Source organism: Hyphococcus luteus, assembly GCF_002943565.1.
In the GTDB taxonomy this organism is placed as follows: Bacteria; Pseudomonadota; Alphaproteobacteria; order Caulobacterales; family Parvularculaceae; genus Hyphococcus; species Hyphococcus luteus.
In genome coordinates this window covers 451,581-475,188 of the sequence record NZ_PJCH01000001.1, presented here as the reverse complement: position 1 = coordinate 475,188, position 23,608 = coordinate 451,581, and the positions used below count along the sequence as shown (strand labels likewise).

The following is a 23,608-nucleotide window of genomic DNA, read 5'->3' as shown; positions in this document are numbered from 1 at the left end:
AAATCGAAAATATATCAGTGAATACAGAATATTATGAGGAAATAGCATTAGAAAAGCTGGCGGAGAGAGAGGGATTCGAACCCTCGGAACGCTTGCGCGCTCAACGGTTTTCGAGACCGCCCCGTTCGACCACTCCGGCACCTCTCCGCATCGCTGTCCTGGTCGTGGACAGCTTCCCTTTCGGGGAGCGTGGTGTCTAGCGCCTCAAATAAGCTTGCGCAACACGGGACAGGGCCAAAATGGCTGCGCAGCGGCGAAGTCGAAGCCGCCTATTTACCCCCCGGCGGACAAGCCTATGCTGCATTGCGATAGCGGTCCCATTGGAAAGAGACGGCCATGACCAAAATACAAAAAAGCGCACAGGATGCGCGCGCCCTGCTGGCTGAGTTCGAACGGCATAAAGAAGCCGCTGTCGAGGACCCGCATATCAATCCGGTGGCCCGGCTCGCCTCGGAGCTGTTTCTGGCGCTGGAGCAGGGCGAGGCCTCGATCGAGGCGCTTTCCGTCACGGCGGCGGCGCTCGGCGACGAAGCGTTCGAAGACCGCGCCCGGGACTTCCACGCTCGCCGCGCGGGCGGACACGATCTTGGCGAAGCGTTGACGGATCTCGCCGAAAAAGGCTTCGACGCTTTCCGTGCCACCGTGGAGCGGGCCCGCGCCGGCATTGTCTTCACCGCGCATCCGACTTTCGCGCTCGGCGCGGCGAAGCGCGATCTCATTGCACGTTTTCCCGGCGAGGACGACGCGGCGCTGAAAGCCTGGCGCGGAGAGCTGGCGGCGCTGTCGGCCGACGGACAGGACGACATCACCCTGCGCTATGAACATGACGAAGCGCGCAAGGCAATCGAGAACGCGCAGGCTGCGCTGCGCAAGCTCAATGCGGCGATCATTGAGACTGCCCGCAAGACCTTCCCGCGCCGGTGGGCGGGGCTGCGTCCCAATCCGGTGAGCATTGCAAGCTGGGTCGGCTATGACCTCGACGGGCGCAGCGATATCCACTGGGGCGAATCGATCCGCATCAGGATATCCGAAAAGGCCGCGCAGCTGCGCCGCTATGAGGCCGCCCTCGGCGAGGCCGCCGGACTTGTCAAAGACGGCGATATCGAAACGCTGCGCAGCGAAATCGGCAAGGCTGCAGCACTGGCGGAACAGCAGGCGGAGGCTTTCGCCGGCGATCTTTACGATCCGGATGTCGTCGTAAAGGCGGCGAACCTTCTCACCGGAGAAGAGGAAGGCCGGCTCATCTCCCTCGCCCCGGCGATCGAGACGATCAGCGCGAAAATCGAGGCGGTGGAGGACGAAGACGCAAAAACCGCGCTCATCCTGTTGCGTGCGGAAATGGAGGCCTGCGGGCTCGGGCTTGCGCGCATCCATCTGCGCGTTAACGCCGCGCAGGTGCGCTCCGCCTTGCGCGCCGATCTCGGGCTCGATCCGGAGACCGGCTTTCTCGGCCGCTCGGCGCTTGACATCGCGGCGAAAAAATCGACTGCGGCGCGCGAACGGGCGGTGAATTTCGGCTCGGTATTTCTTGAGAAAATGACGGCGCGCCGCCAGTTCATGCTGTGCGCGGAAATCCTCAAACATATCGACGCGGACACGCCAATCCGATTCCTGATCGCCGAATGCGAAGCGCCGGCGACGGTCATGGGCGCGATTTATCTGGCGCGCCTTTACGGCGTTGAAAAGAAGCTCGATATCTCGCCGCTTTTCGAAACGCCGCCGGCGCTGGAGAGCGGCGGGCGGTTTCTCGAGCGGCTTTTGCGCGAGCCGGAATATCGCGATTACATATCGGGCCGCGGGCGCATGTCGATCCAGCTCGGCTTTTCCGACAGCGGACGTTTCATGGGCCAGTGTGCGGCGGGGCTGGCGGTGGAGCGTTTGCAGGTCCTGTTCGCCCGCGCGCTCGCTGAAGCGGAGATGACGGATATCGAAGCGCTCGTCTTCAATACCCATGGCGAGTCCATGGGACGCGGCGCCCATCCGGGTTCGTTCCAGGACCGGCTTAACCACCTTTCGACGCCTTGGGTGCGAAGCCGTTTCGCCCGTGCGGGCATTCCGCTTGCGGAAGAGTGCAGCTTTCAGGGCGGGGAGGGCTATCTGCATTTTCAGTCGCCCGCACTTTCCGAACAGACGCTGAACCTCGTCTGGAGCGGGATCATTTGCGAGGACGAAGGCGACGAGGGCGACCGGTTTTATAGGGACATCAATTATTCCTGGGACTTCTATCGGGGCCTGAAAAGCTGGCAGGAGCAATTGTTCCAGCGGGCGGATTATCGTCACGCGCTTTCCGGGTTTCCCCAGCGGTTCTTGTTTAAGACCGGCTCGCGCAAGGCGAAACGCGCCAAGGGCGGCGGTTTCGATTTGAGCGCGTTGCGCGCCATTCCCCACAACGCCATTCTGCAACAGCTCGGGGCGCCGGCGAATGTCGCCTGCGGCTTCGGCATGGCGGCGGGCCGCGAGCCGGAGCGGCTCGTGGAGCATATCGACAATTCGGGGCGCATGCGCGCGCTGACCTCGCTCGCTGCGCGGGCGCGGTCTTTGACGGATCTTTCGGTGCTGCGCGCTTATGCGACGCTCTATGCGCCGCATTATTGGTCGTCGCTCGCCGTCGCTGCCGGCACAAGCAAGCGCGCTGACGCCTATGAGGCCGCGCAGGAGGCGCTGGGCGCCGGCGAGACGTCCGATGCGTTTCACCGGCTGACCGATTTTCTGTCGCAGGATTTGCGCCGTTTCGACGCCATTCTCGAAGTCGAAGGCGCCGGCGTTGAAAGCGCTCACCGGGACCGCCTTTCAGCGTTGCATGCCATCCGTCAGGCGTTGATGGCGAAGGCGGTGTCGCTCGTCGCTGGCGCGCCGCCCTTTTCCCGGCGCCACGACATCGCCCATGAAGATCTGATCGAGATGGTTCTCGATTGGCGGCTGGAGGAGACGATTGAAACCCTGGGCGAGATTTTTCCGGCCCGGGCGCCCGCCAACGCCGCCTTTGAGAGCCTCAAAGAGCAGGTCGAGGATCATGCCTTCGAAGGCGGCGCTTATCCGGAAATTCACGCCGACATCATCGCGCCGTTGCGCGATATCGCTGTGGCGTCGCGCACCCTGTCGCAGGCGATCGCCAATCATTACGGCGCGTTCGGCTAGCGCATTTAGGAAAAGTGTATGCGGTTTTCCGTTAAAAATGCGCGCAAAACAAAAAAGTTTAATCTTTGAAGGCTTCGTAGAAATGCTTTCGGCAGAGCGGGACATAGCGATCATTGCCGCCGATCTCGATGGTCTCGCCGCTAGTGACCGCCTTGCCGTTTTCGTCGATGCGCAAATTCATCGTCGCCTTACGTCCGCATTTGCAGATGGTTTTCAGTTCGCGGATTTCATCGGAGACAGCGAGGAGCCGCGCGCTGCCTTCGAAGAGGTCGCCCATGAAATCCGTTCGCAGGCCATAACAGAGGACGGGAATGTCGAGTTCGTCGACGATGCGCGCAAGCTGCATCACCTGCGCGTTTGAAAGGAACTGCGCCTCATCTAGGAAGACGCAGGCCGCACTCATATCCGCGCTTTCCTCTTTGACGATCTCGTAAAGATCGGTTCCGGCGTCGAACACATGCGCGTCTTTGCGCAGGCCGATGCGAGAAGCGATGACGCCGCCCCCGACGCGGTCGTCGATTTTTGCAGTGAACTCGATCGTGTCCATGCCGCGTTCGCGATAGTTAAAGCTCGCCTGCAATAGCGTCGTCGACTTGCCGGCGTTCATGGCCGCGTAATTGAAATAGAGTTTCGCCATCTAAAAATCGTCGCTGAAACGGCCCTCTCCCTCAAGCGTCACCGGTCCGGTCATGATGATGTGGTTGTCGTCTTCGCGCCATTCGATGGCGAGGTCGCCGCCGTCGAGCGTCACGGTCGCCTTGCGCGCCGTCAGGCGCCGGCGGTGGGCGGAAACCAATGCAGCGCAAGCCGCGGTGCCGCAGGCCTTGGTGATGCCCGCGCCGCGCTCCCAAACTCTGAGACGAATTGCGTGCTTGCTCAGGACCTGCGCGACGGAAACGTTCACCCGTTCAGGAAACAGCGGGTGATGTTCGATCATCGGGCCAAAGCGATCGAGCGCCTGGGCCTCGGCGTCCTCGACAAAGAAGACGCAATGAGGATTGCCCACATTGACCGCCGCCGGTCCCCACAGGACCGGCTTGTCGATGGGCCCGAGCTTGACGTCCACATAACGGGTGTCGTCCATCTGCTCGGCAAGGGGAATCTCCCGCCAGCCGAATTTCGGCTCGCCCATATCGACGGCGATTCTTTTGTCGCCGATGCGCATGGCGTGGAGCGGCGCGCCCAGCGTTTCGAAATCGACTTTCGTTTCGCCGTTTTCCTCCATCAGGAGCCAGCCGACGCAACGCGCAGCGTTGCCGCAGGCGCCGACCTCCGAGCCGTCGGCGTTGTAAACGCCCATGAAGACGCCGTCATGGCCTTTTCGGTTTTCGATGGTGATGAACTGGTCGCAGCCCGGACCGGTCTTCGGATCCGCGGCCTTGCGGATCGCCTCTTCGTCGAGCTTCGCCGGCTCCTCGCGCAGATCGAGAATGATGAATTCATTCCCGAGGCCGTTCATCTTGAGATAAGGCCGGCCGGCGAGCATGGAGGGGGCTCTGGCGGGTGCGTCGGTGGTCATGACAGCCTGTCTTAAGCGCGGTCCTATTAAAAATGCGTCTTCAGCGCATCCTCGCGTTTCTGGCGCGCGGCCTTGCTGATGACATGATCGGTCTTCTCCCAATAATGCGGGCGAAAGATCGCTTGCGACAAAGCTTTATAGGCGGCGGCGGAGCTTAGCAACCAGTAGGCGGGGGCTGTCAGGCCGTAAGGGGCGAGGCTGCGCCAGCCCCGCTTCAAAGGACCGATGACCATCAGGAGGACAAAAACCAGGTTGCCGAAAATCAGTGCAAACAAATTGAGATAAAGCACCGGCGCCGGAAACAGCTGATTGAGGATCGGCGGGTTGACGGTGATCCAGAAGACAAAGCCGGTCCACATAATGGGATTGATCATGGCGCTGAACACATTGCCGGCGACGAAGAGCTGGACCGCGAGAAAGCCGCGCCAGCCGGTCGTGGCGATGATGCGGTGCGGCCGGCGCATGTGAACAAGCCAGGTCTGCAGATAGCCCTTAAGCCAGCGCGAGCGCTGGCGCATCCAGTTGCTGAGGCGGCAATTGGCCTCCTCGAAGGTCGTTGAATTCATCACTTCCACCCGGTAGCCGAGCCGGGCGAGCCTGAGGCCGAGATCGGCGTCTTCGGTGACGTTGTAAGGATCCCAGCCGCCGATCTCGGCGAGCAGTCCCGCACGGAAAAAATTCGATGTGCCGCCAAGCGGGATCGGCGCACCCATGCGTTGCAGGGCGGGCAAAAGCCAGTCGAACCAGAGGGAATATTCGAGCGTGAAAAGCCGCGTCAGCGGTATTATGGTGCAAACGCCACGGGCTTTCGCGGCGCCCGTGGTTTAAAAACAGCCGCGAAAACAAACATCTAGCCGGGAGGCCGGTTAGGTGAATATTTTACCGATTTTGGCGGCGCAGTTTTTCCAAGTGCTCTTGGGCTTTATCATCGAGGGCGGCGGGCTCACCGACGAAGTATTCTTCGAGAGGTTCTGTTGGGGAGGAGAATCTGTTGAAACAGCCTACTGCGGGGTCGGCAAGATCCCCGAAAGCGTCAGCATACGCAACAAAAGTCATGACTGTGATTACAAACTTTCCTTGCGCCCATTCATTGTAAACCTGAGGGCTAAACGCGAGCCCGCTCAAGCGAATTTCAAATTCGTCTTCACTGCCTGCCGCAAGATCGTTGACATACGTTTCATGGAAAAGGTCGTCCCTGTGAGGCCAGACTTCCTGCATGACGCCATCCACGGTGCCATACAGGACGACGGATGTACTAGTATGGATTTTTCTAGCCATAGTGCCACCCCCGTTACGGATCGTAAGCTTAATGGCAGGCCAATAACTCCCATTTGCGCGTCGCACACAAATTTCACCCTTCAACAAAACAAGCGCAGCCCGCGCCATTTGTTTCGTTATGAGTGTAGCGGTTTCAGAGGCGCTCGCTTGTCTAGCGGAAACGCTATACAAACGAACGGTAGCGATCATCAGGACGAAACTGAAAAGGGTGCTAAAGACCGCAGAGAGTGCGAGCGGCTCACGCCACCATGGCCTTTTTTCATTTACGCTGCAGGCTTTATCATTGCAGCCTATGGAAGTGGCTCCCTCTTGGACAGCCGGAAGCGTGTGCTGCGCTATGCCGCTGTCGGACTGATTTGCGTCGGGGCCATTATGACCTTCGGCTCCCTCTACATAATTATAGATCGTTATTTCTGAGGGCGGGGCGGCCTTAATGAGAAAGCACCCGTCAGCCGTGCAATCTAAAACCGCCTCATTATAGGTTACGCGCTCCCCGGCGCTCGCCGGAGAAAGGCAAAGCGCGCCTAGTCCAACCGCAATGACGTACAGCCAATGGCCTCTAAGCATTGGAGAAAGAACCCCGCCGTAAAGGAGCCCCTTCCGATCTTGTTTGAAAGGTTCTTGGGGCTCTCTTCTATCCCGATGCTTTTCAGCTTCTCTGACAGGCCCTCATAACTCAAGTTGCGGCGCGCCATTTCTGCTTTCAGGAGCCCCTTGGCCTTCGCCTGGTATTGCTTGTCTAGGTCATCTGACACGAAATTTCCTCATATTTGATGATTTTTTTGCGATAATGAGGAAATAACCCTTGATATGGTGATTATCAACCCCTAAATGTGATGCGTAGGCATCATATTTGAGGATTTTTCACCATGGCCCAGCATTTTCTTCTCTCGAAAGCGGCGAAAACGCTGAGCCTCTTGGATGTGGTCAAAATGGCCGATGCGGACGTTGAGACGCTGTTCGCCCAGCTTCGCTGGCCCGAGACACAAGGCGAGGCCGTTTGCGCTCACTGCGGCTCCCTGACGGTTTATGACTGCCGCCGCCCGTCCGGCGCCCCGCGCTACCGCTGCAAAGACTGCGGGAAAGATTTTTCGATCACGAGCGGAACGCTGTTCGCCTCGCACAAAATGCCGCTGCGCACCTACCTGCTGGCGATCCTGCTGTTCTGCAACGAAGTGAAGGGCAAGAGCATGCTGGCCATGTCGCGCGAGCTTGGCCTTTCCTACAAGACCGCTTTCGTCCTTTGCCACAAGCTTCGCGAAGCCATGGCGCAGGAACACAAGGGCCGCGAGATGGGCGGCGAAGGCGTACAGGCTGAGATTGATGGCGCCTACTTTGGCGGTTATGTGAAGCCTGCGAACCTTCGCGAAAACCGCAAGGATCGCCGCTTCAAAGTCAATCAATCCGGCAAGCGCCGCTGCGTTGTCGTTGTCCGCGAGCGCGAGGGCAAAACCACGCCGCAAGTGTTCAAAACGGAAGCGGAAGCAACACACTGGATCAAGCGCCGCGTTGATCCGGCTACGGTAATTCACGCTGACGAAGCGCCGTCATGGAACAGCCTTCATGGCAAGTTTGAAGTGCTGCGCATCAACCACGAGATCGCCTACAGCCTTGACGGCGCCTGCACCAATCAAGCGGAGTCCTTCTTCTCCCGCCTGCGTCGCGCGGAGCAAGGCCACCATCACTGGATTAGCGGCCCCTACCTTCTCCGCTATGCGCAGGAAGCCTCTTGGCGCGAAGATCACCGCCGCCGGTCAAACGGCTGGCAGGTGAACCGGGTGGCCGGGAATGCACTTGCCGCGAAGCAGAGCGTTGACTTCACCGGCTACTGGCAGCGTTCAGCATAAGGTTGATTTTTGGGGCGAACACAACCAACAAAAACGGCTGCTCAATTGAGCAGCCGTTTGTTGCGTTAGGGCCGGGTGGCTCGAATGGTTAGGCGCAGGCCTGCTAAGTCTGAGTACGCCGGTTCGATTCCGGCCCCGGTCTCGTTGGGGGCGTCCTTTTGGGAGGGCGCCCCCTTTTTCATTACATCACCAGATATGCTTATTCGACTCCCCTTAGCAACGAATTTATGGAATAAAAAAGGGGGTTTTTATTCTGGAAATTATTTTTGGCAGGAAAAACAAAGGCTAAGAATCCGGTTGGGCGCCCAAAGAGCCCGGACTCTGATATTGAAATAGCTTTCAAGGTACCGCCGGAAATTGCGAATTACCTTCGTGTCATCGGGAATAAATATGGGTGGGGCAGGAGTGCAAATATGGTCGCTCGCCAGCTTCTCATGGCGCGAGTCGTTGAAATGCAGCTTTCGCGTTTCGAAGAGCGCACCCTTCAGATTGCTAGCGATGAGACAGAAGAAGACAAAGATTAACTGTTTGTTTTTCTTGGCTCGATAGACTTCTCGATAAAGGAGGCCTAAAAATGTCTAATAAATACAAAGACTTTGCGGACGCCTTTATTGCAGATTACGTCAATGCGGAAGGTTACCCGCCTGAGGGCGACATGCAGCTTGCGCGGGAGTACGCGACACGCTGCAAGCTTAGGGCGGAAAAGGAGGGGATGGCGGCCAATAGCTTTGAAATTCACTTGGGGGTCACACTCGAAAAATACATTCATAACGCAATTATTGCGGCCAATGACGCCGAAGTGGAGCGCTTAGCCTCTAAGGACTCATAACAACGTCCACCTAGCATCCCTGCCGCCGCCAATCTTTGCGACTTCGCCCCGCCGCATGAGATATTGCAGATTGGAACGAACGCGAGGCCCCAGCGCGGGCCGCGCCGACTCTTCATGCCCCAGCGCCAGAATAACGGACGTAATCACGTCAAAGGTGCGCGTGGGCTCGCCTGAGACTCTGAGGGCGTCAAAGATGAGCCGGTTAAGCTCGCCCTGCTTGAACAGCTTTACGTGCTTCTGTGGTCGCGCTGCGGGGATGGCCCCGGGGTCAATCTTCGGGTCGAAGAGCGATAATGTTGCGTCAACGTGGCGTAACTGACTCTCGGCCCAGTCCAGCTTTTTCTTGAGCTGGATAATCTCGCCAGCGAGCGCGGCCCGTTTGTCTTTCAGCGCCTTTACGGCGTAACGGTTTCCACTGTCTGTCTGCATGCCCCATAATTTAGGGCGTGCAAGGATTCACTTCTAATGGCGTTTGCGCCATAATACCGCGCGTCAGCCAGTTATCCTCGCGGTTGTAATAATTGAGCCGCGCCTGAACGCAGGCGAGCTTGGCGTCGCCCTCGGCGAAACGCGCCGCCGCTTTTTTGAGTTGGTCGGTGTCAGGCAGGTCTTCCGCGTCATAGATGACGATAAGCTCGCCGCGGGCGAGATAAAGGCCGTAATTGCAGGCCTTGGGTTTGGTGCGCGGTTCCTGCGGCGGGATGACGATGGTCTCGTAACGCTTGTCGAGACCGAGCTTGCGCGCTTCTGTAATGGTTTCCGGATCGTCCTCTTCAAGCAGGAGCTTCACGTCCTTTTTGTGCGCGGGATAGTCGAGCCGGTCGACGGCGCGCGCCAGCGTGGGCAAGGCCGCCGCGTCCCGATAGAGCGGGAGGAGGATGGTGATGACCGGCAATTGGGCGTCCGTCATGGGCCGCGGCGGCGCCCCAGCCGCCGGCTCCTTGCGTCCGATCAATAAGAGCCAGAGGCGGAAGAAAATCGCGCTGATGAAATAGATCGTGACGAAGACATTGAAGCCGACAAATGATGCGACCGGCCAACGCCAGAGGACGGCGGCGAAGCCCAGAAGGAGACCGGCGAAGAGCGCAGTCTGTTGGGGGGTGAGAAGGCGCTTGGCGGATTCCTGCGGCCGGGTTGCGGCGAGCCCGTCGATCGCCGCGCGTGCAATTTCTCCGTCGAAGCGCTCAAGAAGCCGTTGTTGAACGGTTGTTGTTTTGTCGGTTTGACGGTTGCGCAGGGAATAAACATTCCCGTTCGGTTCGAGGTCGGCATCCAGTTCTTCACGTCGCCGTTTTGCTTCAGATGAAGCGTGCCGGGGCTTTCGCAGGGCTTCGCTCAAAATGCGCTCCATAGGCCGATAAAGAAAGTTCGCCCGAGCGCGAGATTGCGTCCGGTGACTTCTTCATTCATCCCCGCCTGCACGGCCCAGCGGCGGTTGATGCGATAGACGAGAGACGGCTGGATTTTGACGATGTCGTAGTCAGCCCCGCCCGGTTTTTCATTGCGCAAGGAAACCGTCGAAAAGCCTTCCAGCAGCAAAAGCCAGTGCTGGCTGGGTTCGGCGCCGAGCGTGACCTGACTGCGGATGACGTCGGCGCCAGCGCCGAAACGCTTGCGGTAGCCGACTTCGACAGCCGTGAAGGTTTTTAACGGCGCGAAGGTCAGGTTGCGGCCGTAAAGCGCGGCGAGCTCTACATCGGCGCCGTTATTGATGGCTTGCCGGGCGCTCGCCTGAAAGGCGGCGGGCTTGCCGGCGGAGAGGCGCAGTGAGGCGGCGTGTTTGATGGTGCGCGCGAATTGATATTGCGCATAGCCTTCGATTTCGGAAAAGCCGGTGTCGGTAAAGGTTCCCGCGCTGTTGGTCAGCCAGGACGTGCCGTAGATCGCCTTGCCGCCGATGGTGACGTCGTCGGTGACGCCGAACTCGATATAGGTGTCGGTGTCCAAGCTCTCGAAACGGCCGCCGCGCGGATCCTGAGAGGTGAGGTCGGAATAGAAATACTCGGCGTGGGAAATGATCAGGAGTTCGCCGTCGGCGCGCGCCCAGGGCGAGGCATGCGCGGAGCAGGCTGCGCCAAACGCCGTCAGCATGAGCGCAAGGCTCGCCTGCGCAGTTTTTGAAGCCGCCCCGAGCGCCATCCCCCGCCTTTCTGGCTCTTCTGTAGGAAACTATTCCAGAATAAATGGAGCGTGGCTAGTCTCCCGCCAATAAAGACAGAGAATTAGGACAGTCATCTATGGGGCGTTATTTTCCACCGAAGGGCTCGGCGTGAAGCAAGCGCCCGCGCCGTGCAAAAAAAAGCCCGCCTTTAACGAGGCGGGCTTTTTTCATGTCTTGCCAAAGCCGGCCGCAAAGAGCCGCCGTTTCTGTTAGGCTGCGAGCTTGCGGATGACGTAATGGAGGATGCCGCCATTGCGGAAATAGTCGAGCTCGTCCGCCGTATCGATGCGCACGAGCGCTTCGATCTCTTTCGTGTCGCCATTGGCGAATTTGATCGTCACCTTAACATCCGTACGCGGAGTGATTTTGTCGACACCGGCGATCGTCACCTCTTCGTCGCCCGTCAGTCCGAGCGCTTCCCAGCTGTCGCCGTCTTTGAACTGCAGCGGCAACACGCCCATGCCGATCAGGTTCGAGCGGTGGATGCGCTCGAAGCTTTCAGCGATTACGGCTCTGACGCCGAGCAGGATCGTGCCTTTCGCCGCCCAGTCGCGCGACGAGCCGGTGCCGTATTCCTTGCCGGCGAAGACGACGCTCGGGACGTTGTCGGCCTTGTATTTCATCGCCGCGTCATAGATCGGCATTTCCTCGCCGGTCGGGACGTATTTCGTGACGCCGCCTTCCGTGCCCGGAACCATCCGGTTCTTGATGCGGATATTGGCGAAGGTGCCGCGCATCATCACTTCATGATTGCCCCGGCGCGAACCGTAGGAGTTGAACTCCGACACCGGCACCTGGTGGGATTTCAGATATTCCCCGGCCGGGCTGTCTTCCTTGATGGAGCCGGCCGGCGAGATGTGGTCGGTGGTGATGGAATCGCCGAACAGCGCCAGCACGCGCGCGCCCGAAATAGGCTCGATGGGTTTCGGCTCCTTGGTCATGCCTTCGAAATAGGGCGGGTTCGCCACATAGGTCGATTTCGGCCAGCGATAGGTCTGGCCGTCGCCGGCGTCGATCGCCTGCCATTTCTCGTCGCCCTTGAAGACGTCGGCATAGCGCGTCGCGAACATTTTCGCGGTGACGTGTTCGCGCACGACTTCGGCGATTTCCTTGTTGGAGGGCCAGATGTCTTTCATGAAGACGTCTTTGCCGTCCTTGTCCTTGCCGATGGGGTCGGTCGTCAGGTTGATGTTCATCGACCCGGCGATGGCGTAGGCGACGACGAGCGGCGGCGAGGCGAGATAGTTGGCGCGTACGTCGGGCGACACGCGGCCTTCGAAATTGCGGTTGCCGGACAACACCGAGGCGACCGCGAGATCGTTTTCATTGACGGCTTTCGAAATCGCCGGCGGCAGCGGACCGGAGTTGCCGATGCAGGTGGTGCAGCCATAGCCGACGAGGTTGAAGCCGAGAGAGTTAAGGTCGTCGGTAAGGCCCGCGGCGTCGAGATAATCGGTCACCACCTGGCTGCCCGGGGCGAGCGAGGTTTTCACCCAGGGCTTCACTTTCAGCCCTTTTTCATGGGCGTTGCGGGCGACAAGGCCCGCCGCAATAAGCACCGACGGGTTCGAGGTGTTGGTGCAGGACGTGATCGCCGCGATCGTCACGTCGCCATGGCCGATGTCGAAATCTTCGCCGTCGACGGCGACGCGTTTGCCGGCTTCGCCGCCCTTGCCATATTCCTTGTCGAGGGCGGTCGAGAAGTTTTTCGGCGCGTCGGAAAGCGTGACGCGGTCCTGCGGGCGTTTCGGCCCGGCGAGCGACGACGTCACTTCGGAAAGATCGAGCTCCAGCGTATCCGTGAAGACCGGATCGGGCGTGTCCTTGGTGCGCCACATGCCTTGTTCTTTGGCGTAGGCTTCGACGAGCGCGACGCGGCTCTCGGAACGGCCCGTGGCTTTGAGATAGCGCAGGGTTTCTTCGTCGATGGGGAAGAAGCCGCAGGTCGCGCCATATTCCGGCGCCATATTGGCGATGGTCGCCTGGTCTTCGAGGGCGAGGTGATCGAGGCCCGGCCCGTAGAATTCCACGAACTTGCCGACGACGCCTTTCTTGCGCAGCATTTCGGTGACGGTGAGGACGAGGTCCGTCGCCGTCGCGCCTTCGGGCAGCCTGCCGGTCATTTTAAAGCCGATCACTTCCGGGATCAGCATCGAGATCGGCTGGCCGAGCATCGCCGCTTCGGCTTCGATGCCGCCGACGCCCCAGCCGAGAACCGAAAGGCCGTTGACCATGGTGGTGTGGCTGTCGGTGCCGACGAGCGTGTCGGGATAGGCGTAGGTTTCGCCTTTATAGTCCGCGGTCCAGACGGTCTGGGCGAGATATTCAAGGTTCACCTGGTGACAGATGCCGGTGCCGGGCGGAACGACGCGGAAATTGTCGAAGGCGCCCTGGCCCCATTTCAGGAACTGGTAGCGTTCGCCATTGCGCTCATATTCGCGGTCGACGTTTTTCTCGAAGGAATCCGCATGGCCGAAATAATCGACCATCACCGAGTGGTCGATGACGAGATCCACCGGCGCCAGCGGATTGATCTTCTCCGGGTCTTCGCCGAGATTTTTCATGGCGTCGCGCATGGCGGCCAGATCCACGACGGCGGGAACGCCGGTGAAATCCTGCATCAGGACGCGCGCCGGGCGGTAAGCGATTTCGCGGCTCGTCTTGCCGTTCTTCACCCAGTCCGCGAAAGCCTTGATATCGTCGACCGAAACGGACCGGTCGTCTTCGAAGCGCAACAGGTTCTCCAGAAGGACTTTCAGGGAGAAGGGCAGGCGGGAAATGTCGCCGATTTGCTTCGAGGCTTCGTCGAGGCTGTAATAGGCGTAAGACGCGCCGCCGGCGGTCAGCGTCTTCTTGGTTTTCAAGGAATCGCTTCCGGGTATCATCTCGTTCCTCCGGTTGGGAAAAAAGCCGTGAAATTCCGCGCCGTTATGGCGCAACGTCTTCGCGCTTGCAATGCGGCTTTGCGGTTCAGGGGCCGTCATGGTCGCGACACATTTCGAACTATGTTATCTGCGGTGAAAATCCGTTATGGAGCCCTTTCCAGTCCGCCTTTGAGGGAGCTTTGCATCCATGCCTCGTCCGTCCTTAGCCGTTGTTCTCGCCATATTTTCCGGTCTCGCCGCCGTTTTCGCTCCGCTCGCCGCCGCCGCGCAGCAGCCCGAGGCGAAGGCGACCTTCCGGGACTGGTCGGTGTTCGTGCGGGAAGTGGATGGGGATAAAATCTGCTTCGCGGCGACCGAGGCGACGGACAAATCGCCGAAATCGGTCAATCACGGGGATGTTTTCTTCCTGATCGCCACCTGGGAATCCGGGGCGGCGAAGGAGCAGCCGAGCCTGATGACGGGCTACGGGCTGAACGCCAAGCCGGAGCCGACGCTCCGGATCGGCTCCGACAAGTGGGAAATGTACACCTCGGAAAACGAGGCTTTCATCGAATCGGCGTCTGAGGAAGAGCGGCTGGTGCGCGCCATGCGCAAGGGCGCCGACATGCGGATCAGCGCCGTTTCCCAGCGCGGCACGGCGACGAGTTACGTCATCTCGCTGCGCGGCGTCTCCGCCGCGCTCGACCGCGCCGCCGAGGAGTGCGAGTAGCCGCGCGCCGCGCGCCGTGAAACATTTTGCGTAATCCCGATTCCGCTTTTTCTTTTTTTGGCGTCTTTGCTGGCGTTCAGGCGAATTTGGCGCCAGTTGCGTAAATTGTTCCACGGGGCTTTTTCTCCTGATGGGCGAGATGCGGGCGCAAAAGTCCCTTCCTTTGACGGGCGTTCGCCTCTTTTGAAATGCAATGCCCGGCTCTCAAGGCGCGCATCATAAAGCCGTCCCCAAAGGGCGGGGATAGAATTTTATTTATTAAATTTTATCCCCGGGTCTGGATTTGGCCTTATCCTTCGGCCCGCCCGGCGTCGCCTCTTACGGCGCGTCGGTGGTCGTGGGCACGTATTTCGTGCGCATGGTGACCAATTCCTCGGCGATGGTCGGATGCAGCGCCACCGTGTCGTCGAAGTCTTTCTTTTTAAGCCCCGCTTTCACGGCGATGGCGACGCACTGGATCATTTCCGCGGCTTCCTCGCCGACAATGTGACAGCCGAGAACGCGGTCTGTGTCGGCGTCGACAATGATCTTCATCAACACGCGCTCGCCGGACTCCGTGAGGATATGTTTCATGGACCGGAACTCGGCCTTGTAGATGTCCACATTCTTGAATTCGTGGCGCGCTTCATGTTCGGCGTAGCCGACGGAGCCCACGGGCGGCTGCGAGAACACGGCTTTGGGGATGAAGCGGTAATCCGTGCTCGTCGGATTGTCGTTGTAGAAGGTTTCGGCGAAGGCCGCGCCTTCGCGGATCGCCACCGGCGTCAGGTTGACCCGGTCGGTGACGTCGCCCACGGCGAAGATGTTCGGCGTTGAGGATTGCGACTGGTCGTTGACCTTGATGGCGCCGTTCTTGTCGGTTTCGACGCCGGCCTTTTCAAGGCCGAGGCCGCCCGTCACCGGCTTCCGGCCCACCGCCCAGAAGACGCAGTCCGCATCGATATGAACGCCGGTCGACAGATGGACGCGCTTGGTGTCGCCGTCGCGCTTTTCGATCTTGTCGAACAGCGCCTGGGTGATGACGCGAATGCCCTGGCGCTGCATCTCCTTGTGGACCTGCGTCGAGATATCGGCGTCGAAGTAACGAAGAATGTCTTCGCCGCGATAGACAAGCGTCACATCCGCGCCGAGCCCTTTGAAGATGCAGGCGAATTCGATGGCGATATAGCCGCCGCCGGCGACCACGACCGATTTCGGCAGCTCTTCGAGATGAAACGCCTCGTTCGAGGTGATGCCGAGTTCGTGGCCCGGCACGTTTTCGTCGACGTAAGGGCTGCCGCCGACGGCGATCAGGATGCGCTCGGCGGTGACGTCGCGGCCTTCGGCCTCAAGGTGGATGGTGTGTTCGTCTTTCAGGACCGCGCGGGACTGAAAGATGTCCGCGCCGGCGTTTTTCAGATTGCGGATATAGATGCCGTTCAACCGGTCGATCTCGTTGTCCTTGTTGGCGATCAGGGTCGGCCAGTCGAAGGAGACATTGTCGGCGGACCAGCCATAGCCCTTGGCGTTTTCGAAATCGTGGCCGTACTCGCTCGCATAGACGAGATATTTTTTCGGCACGCAGCCGCGGATGACGCAGGTGCCGCCGACGCGGTATTCCTCCGCGACGCCGACTTTCGCGCCGTAACTCGCGGCGAGGCGCGAAGCGCGCACGCCGCCGGAGCCGGCGCCGATGGTGAAGAGGTCGTAATCATATTGAGACATGGGAGAACCTTATTTCTCGGGAAGGTCGGGAACGAAACCGATGCGCGTTTCGAAACGCTTATCATTGAATTCCAGCACTTCGAGCTGAAACGTGTTCAAAAATTCGCGATAGATCGCCTCGAAGACAGGCTCGAGCTTGTTCTCATAGTCGAGGGGAATGCGGATCAGGGGCTGCTGCGCCACGAAAACGTCGAAGCTGTCGCCGGTCACCTCGATGGAAAGCGCCGTCCTGAGCCACAAGGCGCCGGAATCCTCCAGATTGTGAACGGTCAGCGCGACGCCGAAGACGATGGGTTCGAGCACGATGACCTGGCGGCGGCGATAGCTGAACGCGTCTTCGCCATAATCCTTGCGCGGATCGAAGGGCCCCTCCGGCGGCACCGCGGTGACGCATTCGGCGTTGCAGCCGAGATAATCCGGCAGACCGGCGACGACCGCTTCGCCCAGCCCCTTGCAGCGCAGGAGGTTTTCGAACGCCGCTGCGCCATAAGTCTTGATCGCTTCCTGGAGTTTTTCAAAACGGGACTGGGACATGGGAATTCCGGTTCTTGACGGCGGACGGTAACGCGGGGGCGCGGGCGAGGCCAAGCCGCCGGGCGAACTCAAACAATGCGTCAAGCGCCGTTAATCGTAATCCCGTCTTCGCCGCCGAAAATCGCCATCCGGGTCATGCCGCAAAAGAGCCCGCTCTCAAGGACGCCGGGAATGGCGGCGAGGGCTTTTTCCAGCGCCGCCGGGTTCTCGATGCGCCCCAGCCGGCAATCGATGATGAGGTTGCCGCCGTCGGTTTTGACGGCCTCGCCGTCGCGTGCGCGAAGCTCAAGGTTCGCCTCCGCAAAGCCATTGTCGGCGAGCGTCCGGCGCAGGGCGGCGACGGTGAGCGCCCAGCTGTAAGGCGAGATTTCAACCGGCAGGGGAAACGCCCCGAGCGCGGCGACGCGTTTCGACTTGTCGGCGATGACGATGAATTTCTTCGCGGCGTAAGCGATGATCTTTTCGCGCAACAGCGCCGCGCCGCCGCCCTTGATGAGATTGAGCGACGGATCGGCTTCGTCGGCGCCGTCCACGGCGAGGTCAATGACGGTCGCCTCATCTGGCTCGATGATCTCGACGCCGACGCGCTCGGCGTGCTCGCGCGTTGCTTCCGAGGTCGGCACGCCGCGCAAGTCCCAGCCTTCGGAAACCAGCTTGCCGACTATGTCGACGAAATAGGCGGCGGTGGAGCCGGTGCCTAAGCCTAAGGTCATGTCGCGTTCGATATGGTTGGCGGCTTCCTCTGCGGCGAGGCGTTTGCCCGCTTCCTTGTCCATTGTCTAAATCCTACTTCTTCCTGGCTTTGTGTTTGTCGTGAAACCGTGCGGCCCAGCCCTTGATCGCGGTCTGGCGCGCGCGGGCGAGAGCGAGGTCGCCGGGCGCGACGTCTTCCGTCACCACGGAGCCCGAGCCCACATAGGCGCGCTCGCCGATGGTCACCGGCGCGACGAGCGCGGAATTCGAGCCGATAAAGGCGCCCTTGCCGATCACCGTTTTGAATTTTCCGTAGCCGTCATAATTGCAGGTGATGGTCCCGGCGCCGATATTCGCCTCAGCTCCGACATCAGCATCGCCGATATAACTGAGATGGCTCACCTTCGCCCCGTCGCCGATCACCGCTTTTTTGATTTCGACGAAATTGCCGACTTTCGCGCCGGTTTTGAGCGCCGCCCCGGGGCGCAGGCGCGCAAACGGCCCGGCGCTGGCGCCGCCGGCGACGGACGCGCCTTCAAGATGCGAGAAAGGCTTGATTTCGGCGTTGTCGGCCACCGTCACGCCCGGGCCGAACACCACATGCTGGCCGACGGTCACGTCCTTGCCGAGCTTGGTGTCGTAGGAGAAATAGACGGTGAGGGGATCGGCGAGCGTGGCGCCCGCCGCCATCGCCGCCTCGCGCATCCGGTCCTGAAACACCGCTTCGGCTTCTGCGAGTTCGACCCGCGAATTGACGCCCAAGACCTCGTCGGCGTCCGCCTCGATCACGGCGCAGGGTTGGCCGTCAGCGCGGGCGAGAGCGACAATGTCGGTGAGATAATATTCGCCCTTGGCGTTGTCGTTGCCGATGTCTTTCAAACGCTTCATCAAGAAAGCCGCGTCGATCGCCATGACGCCGGAATTGCACAGCGTAATCTCGAGTTCTTCCGGGCTCGCATCCTTCGCTTCGACGATAGCGGCGAGGGCGCCTTTTTCGTCGAGCTTCAACCGGCCATAGGCGCCGGGCTCTTCCGGCGTGAAGCCGAGGACGGCGACGGCGGCGCCGTTTTCGATTTCGCCGGCGAGGGCTTGAAGCGTCTGCGGCGTGACGAGCGGCGTGTCCGCATAAAGCACGAGCACGGCGCCGGAAAAGCCTTTAAGCGCGGGCAGGGCCTGCATCACCGCATGGGCGGTGCCTTGCGGCGGCGCCTGCACCGCGACCGCAATGTCGCCGCGCACCGTCCTGGCGAAATCGCCGACCTCCGGCGCATGATCGCCAATGACGACGGCCATGCGCTCAGGCGCGAGCGCCGCCGCCCCGTCGATCACATGGGCGATCATCGCCCGCCCGCCGATTTCATGCATGACTTTGGGCAGCGCCGATTTCATCCGCGTGCCGTGCCCGGCGGCGAGAATCACGGCGGCGGTCTTAAGGTCGGTCATTGTCGAACTTTCATTCTTCAAAAGCGGACATATAGGCGGGGCTCGTCTATCACAGCCAGGGCGAAACGGCCTATGGCTAGCCGGGCGAATTGGCGCGATTCGGGCCTGTTCGGAGCGTAAAGGAGCAAAAGGGCGGAGCTATGGCGGAGGATCTGCGCGGAAGCGCGCTTATTTTCGATCTCGACGGCACGCTGGTGGACACGGTCGAAGACCTCTCGGCGTCGATGAACCACGTCCTTGCCGCCGCCGGTCTCGCGCCGGTCCCGACCGGCGAGGTGCGCCATCTCGTCGGCCATGGGGCCCGGCGGATGCTGATGCGCGGCTTTCTCTTAAGCGCCGGGCGCGAGGCGCAAGAAGGCGAGCTCGACGACGCCATGACCCGCTTTCTGGACTTCTACGGGGAAAATATCGCCGTTCATTCGAGGCCTTTCGATCATGTGATCGAGATGACCGAGGGCTTTCTGGCGCGCGGCGCAAGGGCGGCGATCTGCACCAACAAGCGCGAGGCGATGGCGCGCCGTCTGATTGAAACGCTGGGGGTCGCGCCGCTTTTCGACGCCATAGTCGGCGCCGACACGGCCGAAGCGGCCAAGCCCGATCCGGCGCCGGTGCGGCTTTGTCTTCAGGAAATCGGGGCGGCGCGGGCCGCTTTCATTGGCGACAGCGACACCGACATCCGCGCCGCCGGCGCGGCGGGGCTTCCCTGTTTTGTTGCAGATTTCGGATACGGACCGGTGACGCTCGCCGATCGCGCGGCGGTCTTTTCAAGTTACCGCGAAGCCGCGCCGCTGATTGAGGCCGCTTTAAAAGGCTAGCCGGCTTCGGCGGACATGATCTTGGTCGGCATGCCATTGATCATATTAGAGCGGACATCGGTGCGCGCTGACCGCATGGTCGACACGAAGCCTTCCTCCTTCATTTCAACGACAACATCGAAACCGCGTTTGCGCCAGAAATCCTGGATTTTTGCTGCGAGACGGCTGGCGCCGTCTTGATCGCACAGGTCAGTCATTGCTTTTCCCCGATCTATGCTGGGTCGTTTCCACCGCCGCCAGAATATAAGACAAGCTGATTTTTTCAAGTCTCTTCCTAGTAATTTTTATACCTGCCGGTTTCCCCGAAAGGGGAGGCGTTTTCGCGGTTTAAGGCGAATTTGGTGCGCTTTGTAATTGTTGTGCAGAATTTTATGGCGTAGCCGAAACTGATAATATAAGAATAACTTATAAATCAGGAGGGCTTATGGACGTCACTCAAACCGCCGCCGCCCGCTCCATCGGCGAGCGCATCCGCCAGGCCCGAAAAACCAAGGGATTGAGCCAGTCGGATCTCGCCAAGCGCATCGGGGTGACCCAGCCGGCCATCGCCAATTGGGAAAGCGGCGTTCACGACCCGCGCCGGCTGACCCTCGCCAAGCTCGCCGACGCGCTGGAGGCCTCGCTCGACTGGCTCGCAGCGGGCGACCGGTCATCGGCGGAGACCGACACACACGCCGCCGCCGCCTATATCCGCCGGCCGGTCCGGCATGTGCCGGTCATCTCCCTGCGCGCGGCGGCCTTGTTCGCGCGCGATCCGCACGCCGATCCGCACGCTATGGCGGAGGACTACATCCCGGTGACGCTGGGCCCGGCGAAGCTCTTCGCCGTTTTCGTCAACGATCCGGCGGTCAACCTTTCCTTCCTGCCGGATACGGTGGTGATCGTGGATTACGACGACCGCCAGCCGGACGACGGCGATTTCTGTCTGGCGCTCGTCAATGACGCGCTGGTCTTGCGGCGGTGGCGGTCAAATCCGGCGCTGGGCAGCGGCGCCGTGCGGCTCGAGCCTCATTCCAGCGAAAGCGGTCATCCGTCCTATGCGGTGACGCCGGCGGTGACGATTATTGGATGCGTCAGGGTCTCGATCCGCGTGCATTGATTCCGTCAGGCTGCGGATTGTTTGAATTCCTGCATCAGCGCCGGCAGCGCGCGATGGGTTTCGCGAAATTCCGCCGCGGCTTGCTTGCACAAGGCGCTGAGCGCGGCTTTGGCGGCGCCGTTGCGCGCTTCGCGTTCGATTTCGCCGCAGGCCGCGCCGAGCCGGCGTGCGCCGACATTGACGCTCATGGATTTCAGAGCGTGCGCGGCTTGGGCGACGGCTTCGTTGTCTCCGGTTTTCAACGCGTTTGCGAGCGTGCGGATCGCCTCCCGGGAGTGCTCTTCGAATATCGCCAGGGCGCGCAAGGGCAGATTGGCGGCGCCTGACTGCATGACGGCGATTTGCTCCAGCACGGTCCGGTCGAAAACCGGATTGTCTTCTTCTGGCTCCGGCGCGATGGGGTCCTCATGATCGGCCGGCGCGTCTTCTTCATCCGCCGGCGCGTCTGCTTCCGGCGCGCGGCCGCCCGCGTCCGCTTCGAGATATTGTGCGATCACGCCGGACAGGCTGTCGAGGGTGAACGGTTTCGTCAAATATTCGTCCATGCCGACTTCCCGCCACGCCGCGTCTTTGCCCGCCACATGCGCGGTCAGGGCGATGATCGGAACCCGGGCGCGCCCGGTTCTTTCCTCAAGGCTGCGGATCGCCTGCGTCGCTTCAAAGCCGTCCATCTTCGGCATGGAGCAATCCATCAAAATAAGATCGAAAGGCTCGCTCTTGACGAGCGCCAGCGCCTCGCGCCCGTCGCCGGCGAGCGTGACGTCGAGATTGAGCCGCGCCAAAGCTTCTTTCACGACCTCCCGGTTGACGGCGCTGTCGTCGGCGGCCAGCACGCGCTGGCCGCGGAAGCAAAGCCGGTCGGGCTGCGCCGTCTCCGTTGTGGCGAGCGCCGTTTTGCCCCGAAGCCTGCCGTCGATGATGCGGCCCACCTGCTCCATCACTTCGCGGCGCGAGAGCGGCGCTAAAAGAATATCCTCGACAACGCCGTCTTCCACGAGCGCGTCCGGCGCGACATCGCCAAGTTCGCAAATGCACACGCGCGCCGGCACCCATTGCGCTTTGCCCTCGCTGATCGTTTTTTGATAGACGTGATAAAAGGCGGGCGAGGCGAAAATCATGTCCGCGCAGGCGATATGAGGCCCGAATTGCGCGCCCTCTTCCACGATGTGCGGAATGACGCCCGTTTCACGCAGATAATGGGCGAGCATTTTCGGGGTCGCGTCGCCTTCGATGGCGATGACGGCGCGTTTTTCGTCCCTGACCTGCCTGACGGGTTTCGCCGCCGCGAGCGTTTTTGTTGTTGTACTGAAGAAAAAGCGCGCCCCCTTGCCTGGACGGCTTTTCACGCCGATTTTGCCGTTCATCGCCTCCACGAGCCGGCGGCAGATCGCAAGGCCAAGCCCGGTGCCGCCGAAGCGGCGCGTCGTCGTCTGGTCGCCTTGTGAAAAGGCTTCGAAAATCGTCGCCTGCTTGTCTTTATCAATGCCGACGCCGGTGTCGGTAACGGAAAATTCGAGCGTGCACGCCTCGTCTTGCGCGCGGCCGCCGGATTTCAAGGCGACGCCGACCACGACATGGCCGTGATCGGTGAATTTCAAGGCGTTGTTGACGAGGTTCGACAAGACCTGGCTGATGCGCACGGGGTCGCCCTCGATTTCCTCCGGCGTGTTCGCGGCCACATAGGCGGCGAGATCGATATTTTTCGACGCCGCGCGCTCCCAGAAAAGCCCCACCACGTCATCGACAATATCGGCCGGGCGCACCGGTATCTTTTCGAGCTGCAGCTTGCCGGCCTCGATCTTGGAGAAGTCGAGGATGTCGTTGATGATCGCGAGCAGGCTCTGGCCCGATTTGGCGATGACTTCGGCGTAGCGTTTATGGCGCGGCGCAAGGCGGGCTTTGCTCAGGAGATCGGCCATCGCCAGCATGCCGTTCATCGGGGTGCGGATCTCATGGCTCATGGTGGCGAGGAAATCGGATTTCGCGACATTCGCCGCTTCCGCTGCGTCCTTGGCGGCGCGCATTTCGCGGGTTCTGAGTTCGACCGTTTTTTCAAGATTGCGCTGATGCGCCTGCAGCTTCGAGTCGCGCTCTTGAATATGGTCGAGCATCGTGTTGAAGGTTTCGACAAGCTGGTTGGTTTCTTCGTCTTCCACCGGATCTGCGCGCACGCTAAAATCGCCGGATTCGCGCACATGGCCCATGACGAGACCGAGCCGCTGGATCGGGTCGGTGATGGCGCGCTGCATCTTCATGGCGATGAGCATGCCGATGCCGCCGGCGAAAATTGCGGCGACGAGGGCGTCATAAAGAAGCGTGCCGATGCGCTCCCACAAAGACCCGGTGCTGGCGTTGAGGGTCAGGGTTGCAACGGTTTCGTCGCCATACCGGACCGGCACGGTGGCCGACGCCGTTCCGGAGCTCAACATCGACAAGGGCGAGTTCTCCTGGAAAAGGCCATTGCCGGTTTCGCGGATTTCCGCCGTGCTGCCAAGCTCCACAAAGACGGCGCCATCCTCTCGATTGATGCGCACATGCTCGATCGTCGGCAGATAAGAAATGGCGCGCAGGGCGCCCAGCGTCGCGGCCTTGTCGTTCATGGCGACAGGTTCGGCGATCGTGCTTGCGAAAATATGCGCCGATGCGTCCAGTTCGGCGCGCTTTCCCGCGCCGAATTGCGCCGTTTCGCGCCATACGGAGGACGCTGTTGCGATCGCCACCGCCCCGAAGATCGCGACGATGACGAGAGATGTTAACCTTCCGCGAAGGGTTTGCGTGCGTTTCGACATGACGGTCCTGCTCCCCGCTTGCATGCGGGCGGGCTCAACCTGCGCCGAATTGTTTGAAAATTAATTTCTATGCGCCACCTTATCGGGAAACCGCCTGTTAAGATAACTTTGCGTTAATAAGTCGGCGCGCAACGCCGCTTAGGAGCGTACGGCAAGGGAGAGCCG

At 60.7% G+C, this 23,608-nt stretch carries 22 protein-coding genes and 2 tRNA genes; 9 read left to right on the top strand and 15 right to left on the bottom strand.

Annotation, left to right across the window (positions count from 1 at the left end):
- Positions 1 to 57 precede the first annotated feature (57 nt).
- Positions 58 to 147 (bottom strand) — tRNA-Ser (locus tag CW354_RS02040).
- A 189-nt stretch (positions 148 to 336) separates the two neighbouring features.
- Between CW354_RS02040 and CW354_RS02035 the strand changes: the two genes are divergently transcribed.
- Positions 337 to 3,138, top strand: coding sequence for a phosphoenolpyruvate carboxylase (locus CW354_RS02035; protein ID WP_104828366.1), 2,802 nt, complete (start codon positions 337 to 339; stop codon positions 3,136 to 3,138).
- Positions 3,139 to 3,196: 58 nt separating this feature from the next.
- Here CW354_RS02035 and CW354_RS02030 read toward each other — a convergent pair whose 3' ends face one another.
- From CW354_RS02030 to CW354_RS02020, 3 genes are read right to left on the bottom strand one after another with little or no spacing between them, the layout of a single operon-like run.
- Positions 3,197 to 3,775 carry a thymidine kinase gene (locus tag CW354_RS02030; RefSeq protein ID WP_104828365.1) on the bottom strand — a complete coding sequence of 193 codons (579 nt, stop codon included), beginning with the start codon at positions 3,773 to 3,775 and terminating at the stop codon, positions 3,197 to 3,199.
- Complete coding sequence (dapF, locus tag CW354_RS02025) at positions 3,776 to 4,657, bottom strand: diaminopimelate epimerase (RefSeq protein ID WP_243396249.1); 882 nt, start codon at positions 4,655 to 4,657, stop codon at positions 3,776 to 3,778.
- 26 nt (positions 4,658 to 4,683) lie between these two features.
- Positions 4,684 to 5,388 carry a glycosyltransferase family 2 protein gene (locus CW354_RS02020; protein ID WP_243396247.1) on the bottom strand — a complete coding sequence of 235 codons (705 nt, stop codon included), beginning with the start codon at positions 5,386 to 5,388 and terminating at the stop codon, positions 4,684 to 4,686.
- A gap of 139 nt (positions 5,389 to 5,527) precedes the next feature.
- Between CW354_RS02020 and CW354_RS02015 the strand changes: the two genes are divergently transcribed.
- A complete protein-coding gene (locus CW354_RS02015) occupies positions 5,528 to 6,352 on the top strand; it encodes a hypothetical protein (protein WP_104828362.1) in 825 nt (274 codons plus the stop codon).
- Between the two features lie 107 nt (positions 6,353 to 6,459).
- Here CW354_RS02015 and CW354_RS24000 read toward each other — a convergent pair whose 3' ends face one another.
- Entirely contained in the window at positions 6,460 to 6,690 is a 231-nt protein-coding gene (locus CW354_RS24000) for a DUF6471 domain-containing protein (RefSeq protein ID WP_104828361.1), read from the bottom strand.
- A gap of 114 nt (positions 6,691 to 6,804) precedes the next feature.
- Here CW354_RS24000 and CW354_RS02005 point away from each other — a divergent pair, with 114 nt between their 5' ends.
- The 4 genes from CW354_RS02005 to CW354_RS01995 all read left to right on the top strand — a co-directional run bounded on the left by CW354_RS02005 (position 6,805) and on the right by CW354_RS01995 (position 8,611).
- On the top strand, positions 6,805 to 7,782 hold the full coding sequence (locus CW354_RS02005; RefSeq protein ID WP_104828360.1) for an IS1595 family transposase: 978 nt from the start codon (positions 6,805 to 6,807) through the stop codon (positions 7,780 to 7,782).
- Between the two features lie 69 nt (positions 7,783 to 7,851).
- A tRNA-Ser gene (locus CW354_RS02000) sits at positions 7,852 to 7,924 on the top strand.
- A 124-nt stretch (positions 7,925 to 8,048) separates the two neighbouring features.
- Positions 8,049 to 8,306, top strand: coding sequence for a hypothetical protein (locus CW354_RS22865; RefSeq protein ID WP_133162127.1), 258 nt, complete (start codon positions 8,049 to 8,051; stop codon positions 8,304 to 8,306).
- Positions 8,307 to 8,356: 50 nt separating this feature from the next.
- A complete protein-coding gene (locus CW354_RS01995) occupies positions 8,357 to 8,611 on the top strand; it encodes a hypothetical protein (RefSeq protein ID WP_104828359.1) in 255 nt (84 codons plus the stop codon).
- Here the strand turns inward: CW354_RS01995 and CW354_RS01990 are convergent.
- The 4 genes from CW354_RS01990 to acnA all read right to left on the bottom strand — a co-directional run bounded on the left by CW354_RS01990 (position 8,606) and on the right by acnA (position 13,657).
- A complete protein-coding gene (locus CW354_RS01990) occupies positions 8,606 to 9,040 on the bottom strand; it encodes a hypothetical protein (protein WP_104828358.1) in 435 nt (144 codons plus the stop codon). The genes CW354_RS01995 and CW354_RS01990 overlap by 6 nt on opposite strands.
- Positions 9,041 to 9,050: 10 nt before the next feature.
- Complete coding sequence (locus tag CW354_RS01985) at positions 9,051 to 9,950, bottom strand: glycosyltransferase (protein ID WP_165793482.1); 900 nt, start codon at positions 9,948 to 9,950, stop codon at positions 9,051 to 9,053.
- The gene (locus CW354_RS01980) at positions 9,947 to 10,750 is read right to left on the bottom strand and encodes a hypothetical protein (protein ID WP_104828356.1); all 804 of its coding nucleotides are present in this window, start codon (positions 10,748 to 10,750) and stop codon (positions 9,947 to 9,949) included. The genes CW354_RS01985 and CW354_RS01980 overlap by 4 nt, the downstream gene beginning before the upstream one ends.
- Before the next feature lie 231 nt (positions 10,751 to 10,981).
- Complete coding sequence (gene acnA, locus CW354_RS01975) at positions 10,982 to 13,657, bottom strand: aconitate hydratase AcnA (RefSeq protein ID WP_104828486.1); 2,676 nt, start codon at positions 13,655 to 13,657, stop codon at positions 10,982 to 10,984.
- Between the two features lie 187 nt (positions 13,658 to 13,844).
- Between acnA and CW354_RS01970 the strand changes: the two genes are divergently transcribed.
- Positions 13,845 to 14,366: an invasion associated locus B family protein gene (locus CW354_RS01970; protein ID WP_108723944.1), complete on the top strand. Its 522-nt coding sequence runs from the start codon at positions 13,845 to 13,847 to the stop codon at positions 14,364 to 14,366.
- A 318-nt stretch (positions 14,367 to 14,684) separates the two neighbouring features.
- On the opposite strand, the gene gor is transcribed toward CW354_RS01970, so the two are convergent.
- The 4 genes from gor to glmU all read right to left on the bottom strand — a co-directional run bounded on the left by gor (position 14,685) and on the right by glmU (position 18,740).
- On the bottom strand, positions 14,685 to 16,070 hold the full coding sequence (gor, locus tag CW354_RS01965) for a glutathione-disulfide reductase (protein WP_104828355.1): 1,386 nt from the start codon (positions 16,068 to 16,070) through the stop codon (positions 14,685 to 14,687).
- Between the two features lie 9 nt (positions 16,071 to 16,079).
- Positions 16,080 to 16,604: a hypothetical protein gene (locus tag CW354_RS01960; RefSeq protein ID WP_104828354.1), complete on the bottom strand. Its 525-nt coding sequence runs from the start codon at positions 16,602 to 16,604 to the stop codon at positions 16,080 to 16,082.
- Between the two features lie 80 nt (positions 16,605 to 16,684).
- Positions 16,685 to 17,380, bottom strand: a complete 696-nt coding sequence (gene rpiA / locus CW354_RS01955; RefSeq protein WP_104828353.1) for a ribose-5-phosphate isomerase RpiA — start codon at positions 17,378 to 17,380, stop codon at positions 16,685 to 16,687.
- 10 nt (positions 17,381 to 17,390) lie between these two features.
- Positions 17,391 to 18,740, bottom strand: a complete 1,350-nt coding sequence (gene glmU / locus CW354_RS01950; RefSeq protein WP_104828352.1) for a bifunctional UDP-N-acetylglucosamine diphosphorylase/glucosamine-1-phosphate N-acetyltransferase GlmU — start codon at positions 18,738 to 18,740, stop codon at positions 17,391 to 17,393.
- A gap of 140 nt (positions 18,741 to 18,880) precedes the next feature.
- Between glmU and CW354_RS01945 the strand changes: the two genes are divergently transcribed.
- Positions 18,881 to 19,555 carry an HAD-IA family hydrolase gene (locus CW354_RS01945; RefSeq protein WP_104828351.1) on the top strand — a complete coding sequence of 225 codons (675 nt, stop codon included), beginning with the start codon at positions 18,881 to 18,883 and terminating at the stop codon, positions 19,553 to 19,555.
- Here CW354_RS01945 and CW354_RS01940 read toward each other — a convergent pair.
- On the bottom strand, positions 19,552 to 19,752 hold the full coding sequence (locus CW354_RS01940; protein ID WP_104828350.1) for a hypothetical protein: 201 nt from the start codon (positions 19,750 to 19,752) through the stop codon (positions 19,552 to 19,554). The genes CW354_RS01945 and CW354_RS01940 overlap by 4 nt on opposite strands.
- Positions 19,753 to 19,979: 227 nt before the next feature.
- Here CW354_RS01940 and CW354_RS01935 point away from each other — a divergent pair, with 227 nt between their 5' ends.
- Entirely contained in the window at positions 19,980 to 20,654 is a 675-nt protein-coding gene (locus tag CW354_RS01935; RefSeq protein WP_104828349.1) for a helix-turn-helix domain-containing protein, read from the top strand.
- Positions 20,655 to 20,659: 5 nt separating this feature from the next.
- On the opposite strand, the gene CW354_RS01930 is transcribed toward CW354_RS01935, so the two are convergent.
- Positions 20,660 to 23,443, bottom strand: coding sequence for a hybrid sensor histidine kinase/response regulator (locus tag CW354_RS01930; RefSeq protein ID WP_165793481.1), 2,784 nt, complete (start codon positions 23,441 to 23,443; stop codon positions 20,660 to 20,662).
- Between the last annotated feature and the right edge of the window lie 165 nt (positions 23,444 to 23,608).

Excerpts from the sequence above, each read along its gene's own strand:
- CW354_RS02035 (WP_104828366.1), top strand. The coding sequence starts at position 337 with ATGACCAAAATACAAAAAAGCGCACAGGATGCGCGCGCCCTGCTGGCT.
- CW354_RS02030 (WP_104828365.1), bottom strand. The coding sequence starts at position 3,775 with ATGGCGAAACTCTATTTCAATTACGCGGCCATGAACGCCGGCAAGTCG.
- dapF (WP_243396249.1), bottom strand. The coding sequence starts at position 4,657 with ATGACCACCGACGCACCCGCCAGAGCCCCCTCCATGCTCGCCGGCCGG.
- CW354_RS02005 (WP_104828360.1), top strand. The coding sequence starts at position 6,805 with ATGGCCCAGCATTTTCTTCTCTCGAAAGCGGCGAAAACGCTGAGCCTC.
- CW354_RS01995 (WP_104828359.1), top strand. The coding sequence starts at position 8,357 with ATGTCTAATAAATACAAAGACTTTGCGGACGCCTTTATTGCAGATTAC.
- CW354_RS01990 (WP_104828358.1), bottom strand. The coding sequence starts at position 9,040 with ATGCAGACAGACAGTGGAAACCGTTACGCCGTAAAGGCGCTGAAAGAC.
- CW354_RS01980 (WP_104828356.1), bottom strand. The coding sequence starts at position 10,750 with ATGGCGCTCGGGGCGGCTTCAAAAACTGCGCAGGCGAGCCTTGCGCTC.
- acnA (WP_104828486.1), bottom strand. The coding sequence starts at position 13,657 with ATGATACCCGGAAGCGATTCCTTGAAAACCAAGAAGACGCTGACCGCC.
- CW354_RS01970 (WP_108723944.1), top strand. The coding sequence starts at position 13,845 with ATGCCTCGTCCGTCCTTAGCCGTTGTTCTCGCCATATTTTCCGGTCTC.
- gor (WP_104828355.1), bottom strand. The coding sequence starts at position 16,070 with ATGTCTCAATATGATTACGACCTCTTCACCATCGGCGCCGGCTCCGGC.
- CW354_RS01960 (WP_104828354.1), bottom strand. The coding sequence starts at position 16,604 with ATGTCCCAGTCCCGTTTTGAAAAACTCCAGGAAGCGATCAAGACTTAT.
- rpiA (WP_104828353.1), bottom strand. The coding sequence starts at position 17,380 with ATGGACAAGGAAGCGGGCAAACGCCTCGCCGCAGAGGAAGCCGCCAAC.
- glmU (WP_104828352.1), bottom strand. The coding sequence starts at position 18,740 with ATGACCGACCTTAAGACCGCCGCCGTGATTCTCGCCGCCGGGCACGGC.
- CW354_RS01945 (WP_104828351.1), top strand. The coding sequence starts at position 18,881 with ATGGCGGAGGATCTGCGCGGAAGCGCGCTTATTTTCGATCTCGACGGC.
- CW354_RS01940 (WP_104828350.1), bottom strand. The coding sequence starts at position 19,752 with ATGACTGACCTGTGCGATCAAGACGGCGCCAGCCGTCTCGCAGCAAAA.
- CW354_RS01935 (WP_104828349.1), top strand. The coding sequence starts at position 19,980 with ATGGACGTCACTCAAACCGCCGCCGCCCGCTCCATCGGCGAGCGCATC.
- CW354_RS01930 (WP_165793481.1), bottom strand. The coding sequence starts at position 23,443 with ATGTCGAAACGCACGCAAACCCTTCGCGGAAGGTTAACATCTCTCGTC.